Genomic DNA, 11,307 nt, shown 5'->3' with positions numbered 1-11,307 from the left:
CAGAACATGCCGGTCCTGCGAGAAACAGAATTCACGGGTGAAATCGTTTGGCTGGGTCACGTTCAGGCGGGGCAGTCGATCCGAGCATCTGCCGTCCCTGAGATGTCTTTGGGTTTTGCAGGTGCAGCGGGCGAGCGGCATGAGGGGGTGAACCGTTCCTCTTGCGTGCGGATGAAGAATCTCTACCCACAGGGCACTGAGATCCGCAATGTGCGGCAATTGTCCGTGTTGTCCGAAGATGAGATGCAGGCGACGGCGGCTGAGATGGGGCTGGACGCGCTGGACCCCTCTTATCTGGGGGTCAGCATCCTGTTGCGTGGAATACCGGACTTTACGCATGTACCGCCATCCTCGCGGCTTCAGGGGCCCGATGGCGTCACGATCACGGTAGATATGGAAAACCGCCCCTGCGTGATTCCTGGTCGCGAGGTCGAGTCCGATCTGCCCGGTCACGGTGCGGCGTTCAAGCCCGCAGCGAAGGGGAGGCGGGGTGTGACCGCATGGGTCGAGCGGCCCGGTGTGTTGAAGCTGGGCGATCGTATGAAGCTGTTCGTTCCCGATCAGCGCGCCTGGGCACCTTAAGTCACAGGTTTTCCGATGGGAAACGATCAAAGTTACGTGACGCCATCCTGTAAGTGACGCTACGCCGTTTCGGGGCTTGATTATGTCGGAATCCACATTCATTGCCGGGGTTCACAACTGTATGGGTTGATCAGCGCCGACGCCCTGCGTTGGTTTTGCACGGCATTCAATCAGGGACCCTGCCCAATGAGCTACAAATCCGACATCGAAATCGCCCGCGAAGCGAACAAGAAGCCGATTCAGGAAATCGGCGCCAAGATCGGCATCGAGTCCGCCGATCTGCTGCCCTATGGCCACGACAAGGCGAAAGTCAGCCAAGACTTCATCAACTCGGTTCAGGACCGGGAAGACGGCAAGCTGATCCTTGTTACCGCGATCAACCCGACCCCTGCGGGTGAAGGCAAGACCACCACAACCGTTGGTCTGGGCGACGGCCTGAACCGCATTGGCAAGAACGCGATGATCTGTATCCGCGAAGCTTCGCTTGGCCCCAACTTTGGCATGAAGGGCGGCGCTGCAGGTGGCGGTTACGCGCAGGTTGTTCCGATGGAGGAAATGAACCTGCACTTCACAGGCGATTTCCACGCCATCACCTCGGCCCACTCTCTACTGTCGGCGATGATTGATAACCACATCTATTGGGGCAACGAGTGCGACATCGACATCCGTCGCGTTGCATGGCGTCGTGTGGTCGACATGAACGACCGTGCGCTGCGTCAGATCACTGCTTCGCTGGGCGGTGTGTCGAACGGCTTTCCTCGTGAGGCAGGCTTTGACATCACTGTTGCGTCCGAAGTCATGGCGATCCTGTGCCTGGCCAACGACCTGAAAGATCTGGAAGAGCGACTGGGTGATATCATCGTGGCCTATCGCCGCGACAGGACTCCGGTCTATTGCCGCGATATCAAGGCCGAGGGCGCAATGACCGTTCTGCTGAAGGACGCGATGCAGCCGAATCTGGTGCAAACGCTGGAAAACAACCCGGCCTTTGTACACGGTGGTCCGTTTGCGAACATTGCACACGGCTGTAACTCGGTCATCGCAACCAAGACCGCGCTGAAAGTGGCCGACTATGTCGTGACCGAAGCGGGCTTTGGGGCCGATCTGGGTGCCGAAAAGTTCATGAACATCAAGTGCCGTAAGGCGGGCATTGCTCCGTCGGCTGTGGTGCTGGTCGCCACCGTGCGTGCGATGAAGATGAACGGCGGCGTGGCCAAGGCCGATCTGGGTGCCGAAAACGTCGACGCGGTTCAGGCGGGCTGTGCCAACCTGGGTCGTCACATCGAGAATGTGAAGTCGTTCGGTGTGCCTGTTGTGGTTGCCATCAACCACTTTGTCACCGACACCGATGCCGAAGTGCAGGCCGTCAAAGACTATTGCGGTGAACACGGTGTCGAAGCGATCCTGTCACGTCACTGGGAACTGGGTTCAGAAGGCTCTGCACCGCTGGCTGAAAAAGTTGTCGAGATCGTCGAAGGCGGTTCCGCGAACTTCGCGCCGATCTATCCCGATGAAATGCCTTTGTTCGAAAAGATCGAAACCATCGCCAAGCGCATTTACCGCGCGGACGAGGTTCTGGCCGACAACAAGATCCGCAACCAGCTTCGCGATTGGGAAGAGGCGGGTTATGGCAATCTGCCGGTCTGCATGGCGAAAACGCAATATTCCTTCTCGACCGATCCGACCCTGCGCGGCGCGCCCAACGGTCACTCGGTCCCGGTGCGTGAGGTTCGCCTGTCCGCAGGTGCCGGCTTCATCGTGGTGGTCTGCGGCGAGATCATGACCATGCCCGGTCTGCCCCGCAAACCGGCTGCGGAAACCATCTGCCTAAACGACGCAGGTGAGATCGAGGGCTTGTTCTAAGCCCCCAAATGAGACATCTCGTGGTCCGGGGACATCCCCGGGCCATGAGGAGACGAACATGCCCACTCTGACACCACCGCAGGACTGCAATTCAATGCAGGAATTGCGGGCTCAGATCGACAAGCTGGACCGTCAACTGATCGAGAAGTTGGTGGCGCGCGCGGGATATATCGACCGTGCCTCGCAGTTGAAACCGGCCGAGGGGCTGCCCGCCCGCATTCCGGACCGTGTCGAAGAAGTGGTGCAGCGCGTGCGCGCAAGTTCGGACGATCTGGGCATGGACCCGGACCTGGCCGAGCAGATGTGGCGCATACTGATAGAGTGGTCGATTGCACGCGAGGAACGTGTTCTCGGCTCTGACTGACCGGGCGTTTCAAGCGCCCGCTCCGTTTTCAAGGAAGGGATGACAGGATGGTAGCCCAGGTTATTGACGGTAAGGCGTTCGCAGCAAAGGTTCGCGCGCAGGTGGCTGATCAGGTCACTAAGTTGAAAGAGGAAAACGGAATCACGCCCGGTCTGGCGGTGGTTCTTGTGGGTGAAGACCCCGCTAGCCAGGTTTATGTCCGTTCGAAAGGCAAGCAGACGGTCGAGGTCGGCATGAACTCGTACGAGCATAAGCTGGACGCCGAAACCTCGGAAGACGACCTGCTGGCGCTGATCGACAAGCTGAACACCGACCCGGCGGTGCATGGCATTCTGGTGCAGTTGCCGCTTCCCAAACATCTGAACGAAGACTTGGTGATCAACTCGATCGACCCGGCCAAGGACGTCGATGGGTTTCACATTTCGAATGTGGGTCTGTTGGGCACAGGCCAGAAGTCGATGGTGCCTTGTACCCCGCTGGGATGCCTGATGATGCTGCGCGACCATCATGGTTCATTGTCCGGAATGGACGCTGTGGTGATTGGCCGTTCGAACATCGTGGGCAAACCGATGGCGCAACTGTTGCTGGGAGATAGCTGCACCGTGACCATTGCGCATTCGCGCACCAAGGACCTTCCGGACGTTGTCCGCCGCGCCGATATCGTTGTGGCCGCCGTGGGACGCCCCGAGATGGTGCCGGGCGATTGGATCAAGGAAGGCGCAACCGTCATCGACGTGGGCATCAACCGGATCGAACGTGACGGCAAGAACAAGCTGGTGGGTGACGTGGATTATGCCAGCGCCGCGGAACGCGCGGGTGCGATCACTCCGGTTCCAGGCGGTGTCGGCCCAATGACGATTGCCTGCCTGCTGGCCAACACGGTGACGGCCTGCTGCCGTGCCAATGGTTTGTCGGAACCCGAAGGCCTGACAGCCTGACGGTCGGGCCTCGGTAGTTTATAAGCTAAACATTTAGGCCGGTGAGCATGACGCTCATCGGCTTAAATGTTTCATTAGGATAAATTAAGTTTGTTCCCTCGGGGTTTGAATGTTCTTCGATCGGTGATATTTCATTTTTCCCAGCCAGTTACGATCTGATCTTGTTGTGGCTTGGTGTGTTGTGAAATGTGACTATAGGTTTTGTTCGAACAAGCATGAAGACGACGCTTCGCTCAATTCTGGCCGAATTTACCTTGCAACGGGGCGTGGCAGGTTTGGTGTTCCTGCCCTTGTTGGCGATCGCGTTTCAACCGTTTCCGGGCATATCCCTGTCTTTCTTGCCGCGCCTCCTGTTTTGGTGTGGTGCTATGGCCCTTGCGTTGGCGTTGACGTGGTTCGTTAGAAAGCTGTTTTTCGAATACCTTTCATTTGTCGAGTTCCGAGGGCGCGATGTTGCCCAAGTCGCCTTGGTCTTCGCCCTGTTCGTGCCGTCAGTCTGGTTGTTCGCCTGGCTTCTGCTTGCTGCCCAAGGGGAACAGGCGCCGGGAATTCTTTCAGTTGCGTCTTATGGCGGTTTGTTCGCAACCGGCCTTGTTTTGGTGCGAAGCAAACCTTTGGAAACCAGCCCGGATCAGGCCCCAGAACCTCAGAAACCACGGCTGCTGAACAGGTTGCCACATTCTTTCCAAGGTCAGGTGTTTCGGCTGGCGGTCAGGGATCACTCGGTTGACGTCGTAACGTCCGAGGGCACATTTACTATTCGGTCCCGGTTTACTGACGCAATTGCCGAGATGGAGCCCGTAAATGGCCATTGCACGCATCGCTCGCATTGGGTGGTCGACGCGGCCGTGTCCGGTGTTGAACGGCACGGCGGCAAGATTTTCCTGCGACTCAAGAACGACGAGCTTGTTCCAGTAAGCAGGAAATACAAGCCTGAGTTGGAATGTGACGGTATCATCCAATAGGACGTCACCGTGGCATCGGGATCATCCGCGGTTGGGTGCCTGTCAAAATTGCTATCGCATCATCTTGCATCAGGTCGCATAGAACCTCGGCAGTACTGTAAAGCCCACCCGTATACGTTCCGTAAGCAGGTAAAATCAGCCGCTCACTGTCGGCTAGAAAGGCTGGTTTGGTGATGGAACTGCCGCGCGCCCGTAGACGCGCTTTGGGGTGGTAGTGGCCGGAAACTTCGGTCTTGGCGTTGGGCTGCGCGATGTGGCGAAAGATCAAAGGCCCAACCTCAAACTCGGCCAGATGGCTACCGCCCAGATCGACGGGGCCGGGGTCGTGATTTCCTTCGATCCAAATCCAGCGCCGCCCCGCCTGCAACGTTGTAATCCGGATCTTTTCCTCTGGGTCCAAACCAATTAGAGACTCCAGATCGTCAAAGCTGTCGCCTAGGCAGATGACAGTTTGGGCATTGGTCCGCGCGATATCTGCGGCCAAACGTGACAGTGTGTCCCGGCTGTCATAAGGCGGCAGAGATGGCCCGCCCAGACGCGCTAAACGCTCTGATTTACCAAGATGCAGGTCAGAGACACATAACAGGCCTTGATCCGGCCACCACAATGCCCCGGATCCCATCGCACAAAGGCTTTGACCGGCGAAGGAAAATGTCAGGTTGTTCATGCTGTGTTCTTTGCGAGTTTAAACCTGTTGTGCAAGAGGGTTTATGCAGGGTCCAACCCTGCCTCTTGTAACAGGCGCAGGCTTTCTTCCTCCAACAATCGTTCTTCGGCGGCTCCTTTGACGGGTACTTTTCCAACCTCCAGAAACAAAGGCGCGGCCAGAGGCGAAACACGATCCAGACGCAAAAGGTCGATCCGGTTGCCGATGCGCTCGATCATCGCTTCGATCCGTCCAAAATCCACCAAACCACGCATGGCCTCTTCCCGAGTGATTTGCATTAACAGGTGCTCAGGATCGTATTTCAGAAGCGTGTCATAGAGGATATCCGAGGAAAACGTCGCCTGCCGCCCGCTTTTGCGCTGGCCGCCTGTGTTGCGTTCGATCAGCCCGGCAATTGTTGCTGACGCTCGAAAGGTTCGTTTCATCACGGCGTTTCCGGCCAACCAGACGTCTAGCCCTTCTCGCAAGGCCTCAATTTGGAACAAGGGGCTGGGATCGGTCACCGCGTCCAGCCCCCAAATCAATGTCGCGTAGTCGGAGGCGACAAAACCCAGAGGGGCAAGGCCCGTTTCCTCCATCCTTTTTGTCAGCAGCAGCCCAAGCGTCTGTTGTGCGTTTCGGCCCGCAAACCCGTAGACACAAAGATGTTCGCGCCCGTCACTGGGAAAGCTTTCGATCAACAGCCTGTCGCGTTGCGGCAATCGGGATATGTCGCGCTGCAGGGCCAACCAGTCGGCGGTATGCGCAGGCAATTGCGGCCAGTCCGCTTGGGCGAACATGCGCAGAATGCGGTCGCTCAACTGCGTGGAGGTGGCAAATTTGGTTCCGGAAAATGTTGCGATCTTTGGCTTGCGGTTTGCTTGGCGGCTGACCTCGACCGTCATGTCGCGTAACCCTTCGTATCGCACGATCTGTCCACCGATCAGGAACGTATCACCGGGGGTCAATGAGGCGGCAAAAGCCTCTTCAACCTCACCCAGTGGTTTTCCGCCGCGATTGCGCCTGAGCCGTACTTTCAGCGTGTCGGTGTCCTGAATCGTCCCGAGATTCATGCGAATACGCTGCGCGGCACGCGGGTCGCGCAGTTGCCATTTGCCATCAGGTCTTTGTTGCAGGCGTTGCCAGCGATCGTACGCGCGCAGGGCATAGCCTCCGGTCACGCAGAAATCCAAACAGGCATCGAACTCAGTCCTTGCAAGTCGAGCGTAGGGGCCAGCCGTCGTCAGTTCCTGAAACAACGCGTCCGCCTCAAATGGGGCAGCAGCCGCAGCGATCAGGATATGCTGGCACAACACGTCCCGCGGCCCTGCCCCCCGCGGCTCTCCATCCAGATCGTGCGCTTTGGCGGCTTCCAGCGCAGCGATGCATTCGACCACTTCAAAGCGGTTGGCGGGTACAAGCAGGGCCTTGGACGGTGCGTTATACCGGTGATTGGCCCGCCCGATCCGCTGCACCAGCCGTTTGACGTTCTTGGGTGCACCGATCTGGATCACCAAATCGACATCCCCCCAGTCGATCCCCAGATCAAGGCTGCCCGTGCAGACAATTGCACGCAGATCGCCGCGTACCATCGCAGCCTCGACCCGTTCACGCTGTTGCCGGTCAAGGCTGCCGTGGTGAATGCCAATTGGCAAGGCGTCTTCGTTGGCGAGCCACAGGTTGTGGAAGAAAATTTCGGCCTGCGCGCGGGTGTTGTGAAAGATCAGCGTCGTCTTGTGCTGTTTGATTTGCTCAAGCACAGCCGGGATGGAATAGGCTGCACCACCGCCTGACCACGGCGGCATTTCCTGCGTTTTAAGCATTCGGATGTCAGGATCCGGGCCGGGGTCAGCCTGAACAACAGGGCAGGGGTCAGGGTGACGGGCCAGAAATCGCGCGATGGCGTCCGGGTCTTCAACGGTGGCGGACAGTCCCACGCGGCGCAATTCTGGGCAGAAGCTTTGCAGTCGCGCCAGCGCCAACATCAAATGATCCCCGCGCTTGCTTTCGGCCAACGCGTGGATTTCGTCAACGATTACGCGCTGCACGCCTTGGAACATCCTTGGCGCATCTTCATAGGACGTCAGCAGCGCCAGACTTTCCGGGGTGGTCAGCAGAATATGCGGCGGGTCGACACGCTGGCGCTTTTTCTGTGTGGCCGACGTGTCTCCCGTCCGGTCTTCGATGCGAATTTTCAACCCGATGTCATCCGCCGGGCCGCGCAGGTTGCGCCGGATATCAGCGGCCAGCGCCTTGAGGGGCGAGACATAAATCGTGTGAAGTCCGGCATGATCCCGCGCCGCCAAATCGGACAGGGTCGGCAGGAAGCCAGCCATGGTCTTGCCACCACCCGTGGGCGCAATTAGCAGGGTTGCCGGATCAGCGGCCCGGTCGAACATTTCTTGCTGATGCGGATGGATGGACCAGCCTTTGGCGGTGAACCAGTCGGTGATCCGGGCGGGAATCTGCGTCATAGGCGCAGATTACTCGGCCCGGCCCCGAAATGGCACGGCGTTATTTGACGATTTTCTCGTCCTTGACGAACATGTTGGCCCAGGCGCGGTCGATCAGGTCGGGGCTCATCTGATAGGGGATGCCCTCGAATTCACAGATTGAGATCATCTGATCGATCAAGAAGATGGGCTGATAGTTCGCGTAGATATTGTTGATGGTCGGGTATCTGACTTTTAGCAGGTGCACCAGGGCGGCCTCATCCAACGGCATACCGCGTTTACGGGCAACCATGGCAAATATTTTCAAGAAGTTCTCCTGGTTTGGACCGTCGATCTTGATCTTGAAGAAAATCCGGCGCAGGGCCGCTTGGTCGAAGATTTCATTCGGGTGGAAGTTGGTCGAGAAGATAACCAGCGTGTCAAAGGGGACTTCGAATTTCTCACCCGATTGCAGGCCGAGGATGTCCTTGTTTTCTTCCAATGGAACAATCCAGCGGTTGATCAGCGCCTGTGGCGGTTCAGCCTGACGCCCAAGATCGTCCACGATAAAGATACCACCAGTAGATTTAAGCTGCAGCGGGGCCTGATAGGTCCGCGCGGTGGGGTTGTAGACCAGGTCCAGCATGCTGAGCGAGAGTTCACCGCCAGTGACAACAGTCGGGCGTTCGCATTGAACATAGCGCGTGTCGAACCTTTTGCGGCGGCGCAGGCTATTTGGATCGTCGGCCTCTTGTTCGATCGCGGTGTGCACGATCGGGTCGTAGACGGTGATCACCTGACCGGCATATTCAATGGCGCGCGGGACATACACGCTGTCCCCCAAAGCATCACGAATACCGTTCGAGATTGACGACTTACCGTTACCGGGAGGGCCATACATGAGGATCGACCGACCCGCGCTGACCGCGGGGCCCAGATGATCCAGAAGGCTGTCGGGAAGAACCAGATGCCCCATGGCTCCGGTCAGTTGATCACGCGTGACCTGAATGTTCCGGATCGACTGGCGCTTGACCTGTTCGCGGTACACATCCAGCGGGACCGGCATTGCGCCAAAATATTCCGACTGGCTTAGCGCGTCCAAGGCACGTGCCTTGCCCGCATCCGTCAGTTGGTATCCCATTTCGTTGCCACTGTTCGCGTTCAGCGTACCGGTTGCCTCAAGAAGCTTTTGTTCGCGCGCGATGTCGATCAATTCCTGCGTTACCGAACCGGGTAAACACACGGCCGCGGCAACCTCGGACACAGTATCCACGTTTTTGCGGAAAATTGTCTTCAGCAGGATGTCCCGCATCATGACGATGGGAAGCTGCATTTCACCCAACCCTTTGGGGGCAGGAGGGGCCATTACCGTAGTCGTCTGCATATTCATGAGCGTCGCCCGTCTTATCCAGTATTCACGCCAATTGCCCGATGCCGGGCCACTTGCGGAAAATCTGGTCCTGCTTTGTGTCATCACCAAGGCAGGGAAAAGGCGGTCTGATGATAGTTTACGACCCGTAAACAGTCCCCAACATCAAATAGATGGCCAATCCGCCGCCCAGCGAAAAGCCCATTGGGAACTGCTTGGCGCGGTTCCAACTCTCCCAATCAGGAGCAATGGTTCTAAGGGCGGTGTTTCTGGCAAGCCGGTGGGTTACAAACGCGGCCAGTGTCGTGGATACCAGGATCATGGTCGCTGTCATGTAATCCCCCGGCCAGATAAATGCAGAAGCCGCCGCCAGAAATTTGGCGTCGCCAGCCCCCATAAGGCCCGCCGCGTTGAAGAAGATTCCAAGGATCAGGACAATCACGATATGCAGCAATTGCCAAACATACGGGGGCAACGTGATGGTAAACGGGCCGACCCAACCAGTGGTCCATTCGATTGACCAAGGCGGCAGAACAAACAGCCCTACGACAACAAAAACCAAGGCCAGCGTGATCACCGCGTGGTTCTTGATCAGCATGTCACGCAAATCTGTGAAGGCCACGTAAAAGCAGATCGGCAGAACAAACGGTAAGAACCAGCCCGCGGCAAGTGCGGGAATGCTCATCAATCAGGCTTCCTCGAGCGCCCGGAGCGAGCGGACAGCTTCTTCGAAATGCTGCGGATGCGTCGCGATCGCTTCACGGAATAGGTTCTTGGCCGTCGTGACGTCACCCTGCTTGACCGCAGAAATCCCCATCGTATTCAGCAACATAGCACGTTCCGCCTGCGTCAGGGGGACAACAGGCATGCTGTAATTTCCCTGTGCCGCACGCGCCAGAACAAGGTTGTTCTTGGCGGTAAACAAAGTGTTGTCCTGACGAATGGCTTCTGTGAACAGACGCTCGGCCTCTTCGAATTCGCCACGAGACAGCTTGGAGTATCCCCAGTTGTTCATGACGCTTCCGGGGCGCGTGGTCAGCCCGACAGCAGTTTCATAGAAATGATCCGCGCGCTTCCAATCTTGTTTGGAATCCGCAACGACAGCCTCGAGGCGGTAGCGCTTGAAGCTTTCGTACGTTGGCGGGATGGAATCCAGAACCGTTTTTGCCTGTGTCCAGTTGCCCGAACGCACAAGCGCGTCGGCATATTCGATCTTGTCGACGTTGGCCGCACCTTTCATGGTTGTCACTTTTTTCCATGCGGCGGCTGCTTCGGTCGTGCGTTTGGCGCGTGCCAGCGAAATTGCCAAACCGCGCTGCAGGTCGATACGGCCGGGATTTTTGGCAGCCGCACCTTGGAAATAGGTCACAGCCTCATTCGGGTCGGCCGCCGTCAGCAGAACTTCGTTCAGGTTTGTCTCGTCGATGACGTTCACTTCCTGAAACGTCTTCGCGACCTTTTCCTCTTCGGTTTCTTTTTCACAGGCGGACAGGGTCAGCCCGCACAGAACCATTGCCGGAATCAAGAATTGTTGGCGCATTTTGCGTCCCTTACTGCTCTTGCCTAAGTTACGGGAGCTTGCGCAGCTTGAATTGCCCGTCGCCTTGCTGCTCCAGTGTGTATTCTTGTTCTTCGGGTGTAGTATTAACAGGATTTTCCATTTTTGCGAGTGCTAAGCGAAGATTGTCGCGAATTGCGTCACTTTCGCCATTGTCCAATGCAAAGGCGCGCCGAAAGACCTGCGCTGCTTCGGGGTATTCGCCTTTTTCCACCAGAATAACGCCCAGATTATTCCACGCCACCGGCCAGTCTGGTTCGTCAGCGACGGCACGACGCAGCAGGGTTTCAGCCGGCTTGAGCTGCCTGAGGCCAAGGTTTGCGGTGCCCATCGCCGCCATGATTTCCGGTGTCATACCTTGATCCAGGGCCGCGCGGGCAAATGAATCTAGCGCCAGGTCATATTCTCCGGCCACCAAAAGGCGATTGCCCACAACCAACGGGTCTTCAACTTGCCCCTTCGGATCAATACCCGGTGGATCCAACTGGTCCGAAACGCTGGTTTCCGTGCAAGAGGCCACCATGGTCATCACCATAGCGGCCCCTAGTGCGCGGCGAATCCCGAGTTGGACGCACCTGCTTGTTGAAATC

General features: G+C 57.5%; 11 protein-coding genes. 5 read left to right on the top strand and 6 right to left on the bottom strand.

Features of this window, described 5'->3' with window-relative positions; all coding sequences use genetic code 11:
* The first annotated feature begins 6 nt into the window (after nt 1-6).
* The 5 genes from GOV87_RS04455 to GOV87_RS04435 all read left to right on the top strand — a co-directional run bounded on the left by GOV87_RS04455 (nt 7) and on the right by GOV87_RS04435 (nt 4,712).
* Complete coding sequence (locus GOV87_RS04455) at nt 7-582, top strand: MOSC domain-containing protein (RefSeq protein ID WP_171210960.1); 576 nt, start codon at nt 7-9, stop codon at nt 580-582.
* A gap of 186 nt (nt 583-768) precedes the next feature.
* The gene (locus GOV87_RS04450; RefSeq protein ID WP_171210959.1) at nt 769-2,445 is read left to right on the top strand and encodes a formate--tetrahydrofolate ligase; all 1,677 of its coding nucleotides are present in this window, start codon (nt 769-771) and stop codon (nt 2,443-2,445) included.
* A gap of 58 nt (nt 2,446-2,503) precedes the next feature.
* Nucleotides 2,504-2,809 carry a chorismate mutase gene (locus GOV87_RS04445; protein ID WP_171121842.1) on the top strand — a complete coding sequence of 102 codons (306 nt, stop codon included), beginning with the start codon at nt 2,504-2,506 and terminating at the stop codon, nt 2,807-2,809.
* 47 nt (nt 2,810-2,856) lie between these two features.
* Nucleotides 2,857-3,747 carry a bifunctional methylenetetrahydrofolate dehydrogenase/methenyltetrahydrofolate cyclohydrolase FolD gene (gene folD, locus GOV87_RS04440; RefSeq protein ID WP_171125710.1) on the top strand — a complete coding sequence of 297 codons (891 nt, stop codon included), beginning with the start codon at nt 2,857-2,859 and terminating at the stop codon, nt 3,745-3,747.
* Between the two features lie 215 nt (nt 3,748-3,962).
* Nucleotides 3,963-4,712: a LytTR family DNA-binding domain-containing protein gene (locus tag GOV87_RS04435; RefSeq protein ID WP_171210958.1), complete on the top strand. Its 750-nt coding sequence runs from the start codon at nt 3,963-3,965 to the stop codon at nt 4,710-4,712.
* Between the two features lie 4 nt (nt 4,713-4,716).
* Here GOV87_RS04435 and pdeM read toward each other — a convergent pair whose 3' ends face one another.
* The 6 genes from pdeM to GOV87_RS04405 form a co-directional block, all read right to left on the bottom strand.
* The gene (pdeM, locus tag GOV87_RS04430; protein ID WP_171210957.1) at nt 4,717-5,379 is read right to left on the bottom strand and encodes a ligase-associated DNA damage response endonuclease PdeM; all 663 of its coding nucleotides are present in this window, start codon (nt 5,377-5,379) and stop codon (nt 4,717-4,719) included.
* A 41-nt stretch (nt 5,380-5,420) separates the two neighbouring features.
* Complete coding sequence (locus tag GOV87_RS04425; RefSeq protein WP_171210956.1) at nt 5,421-7,832, bottom strand: ligase-associated DNA damage response DEXH box helicase; 2,412 nt, start codon at nt 7,830-7,832, stop codon at nt 5,421-5,423.
* Between the two features lie 40 nt (nt 7,833-7,872).
* On the bottom strand, nt 7,873-9,180 hold the full coding sequence (locus tag GOV87_RS04420; RefSeq protein ID WP_171125702.1) for an ATPase: 1,308 nt from the start codon (nt 9,178-9,180) through the stop codon (nt 7,873-7,875).
* Between the two features lie 118 nt (nt 9,181-9,298).
* On the bottom strand, nt 9,299-9,844 hold the full coding sequence (locus GOV87_RS04415) for a prepilin peptidase (protein WP_171210955.1): 546 nt from the start codon (nt 9,842-9,844) through the stop codon (nt 9,299-9,301).
* A 3-nt stretch (nt 9,845-9,847) separates the two neighbouring features.
* Nucleotides 9,848-10,699 (bottom strand): lipopolysaccharide assembly protein LapB, encoded by an 852-nt coding sequence (locus tag GOV87_RS04410; RefSeq protein ID WP_171210954.1) that lies wholly within the window; start codon nt 10,697-10,699, stop codon nt 9,848-9,850.
* 28 nt (nt 10,700-10,727) lie between these two features.
* On the bottom strand, nt 10,728-11,252 hold the full coding sequence (locus tag GOV87_RS04405; RefSeq protein WP_171121850.1) for a tetratricopeptide repeat protein: 525 nt from the start codon (nt 11,250-11,252) through the stop codon (nt 10,728-10,730).
* Nucleotides 11,253-11,307 lie beyond the last annotated feature (55 nt).

This window comes from Ruegeria sp. HKCCA5426, assembly GCF_013034585.1.
Taxonomy (GTDB): domain Bacteria; phylum Pseudomonadota; class Alphaproteobacteria; order Rhodobacterales; family Rhodobacteraceae; genus Ruegeria.
The sequence above is the reverse complement of the archived record's forward strand: the minus strand, read 5'-3'. Positions and strand labels throughout refer to the sequence as shown.

Coding starts and splice junctions, on each gene's coding strand:
- GOV87_RS04455 (WP_171210960.1), top strand. CDS start 7: ATGCCGGTCCTGCGAGAAACAGAATTCACGGGTGAAATCGTTTGGCTG.
- GOV87_RS04450 (WP_171210959.1), top strand. CDS start 769: ATGAGCTACAAATCCGACATCGAAATCGCCCGCGAAGCGAACAAGAAG.
- GOV87_RS04445 (WP_171121842.1), top strand. CDS start 2,504: ATGCCCACTCTGACACCACCGCAGGACTGCAATTCAATGCAGGAATTG.
- folD (WP_171125710.1), top strand. CDS start 2,857: ATGGTAGCCCAGGTTATTGACGGTAAGGCGTTCGCAGCAAAGGTTCGC.
- GOV87_RS04435 (WP_171210958.1), top strand. CDS start 3,963: ATGAAGACGACGCTTCGCTCAATTCTGGCCGAATTTACCTTGCAACGG.
- pdeM (WP_171210957.1), bottom strand. CDS start 5,379: ATGAACAACCTGACATTTTCCTTCGCCGGTCAAAGCCTTTGTGCGATG.
- GOV87_RS04425 (WP_171210956.1), bottom strand. CDS start 7,832: ATGACGCAGATTCCCGCCCGGATCACCGACTGGTTCACCGCCAAAGGC.
- GOV87_RS04420 (WP_171125702.1), bottom strand. CDS start 9,180: ATGAATATGCAGACGACTACGGTAATGGCCCCTCCTGCCCCCAAAGGG.
- GOV87_RS04415 (WP_171210955.1), bottom strand. CDS start 9,844: ATGAGCATTCCCGCACTTGCCGCGGGCTGGTTCTTACCGTTTGTTCTG.
- GOV87_RS04410 (WP_171210954.1), bottom strand. CDS start 10,699: ATGCGCCAACAATTCTTGATTCCGGCAATGGTTCTGTGCGGGCTGACC.
- GOV87_RS04405 (WP_171121850.1), bottom strand. CDS start 11,252: ATGGTGATGACCATGGTGGCCTCTTGCACGGAAACCAGCGTTTCGGAC.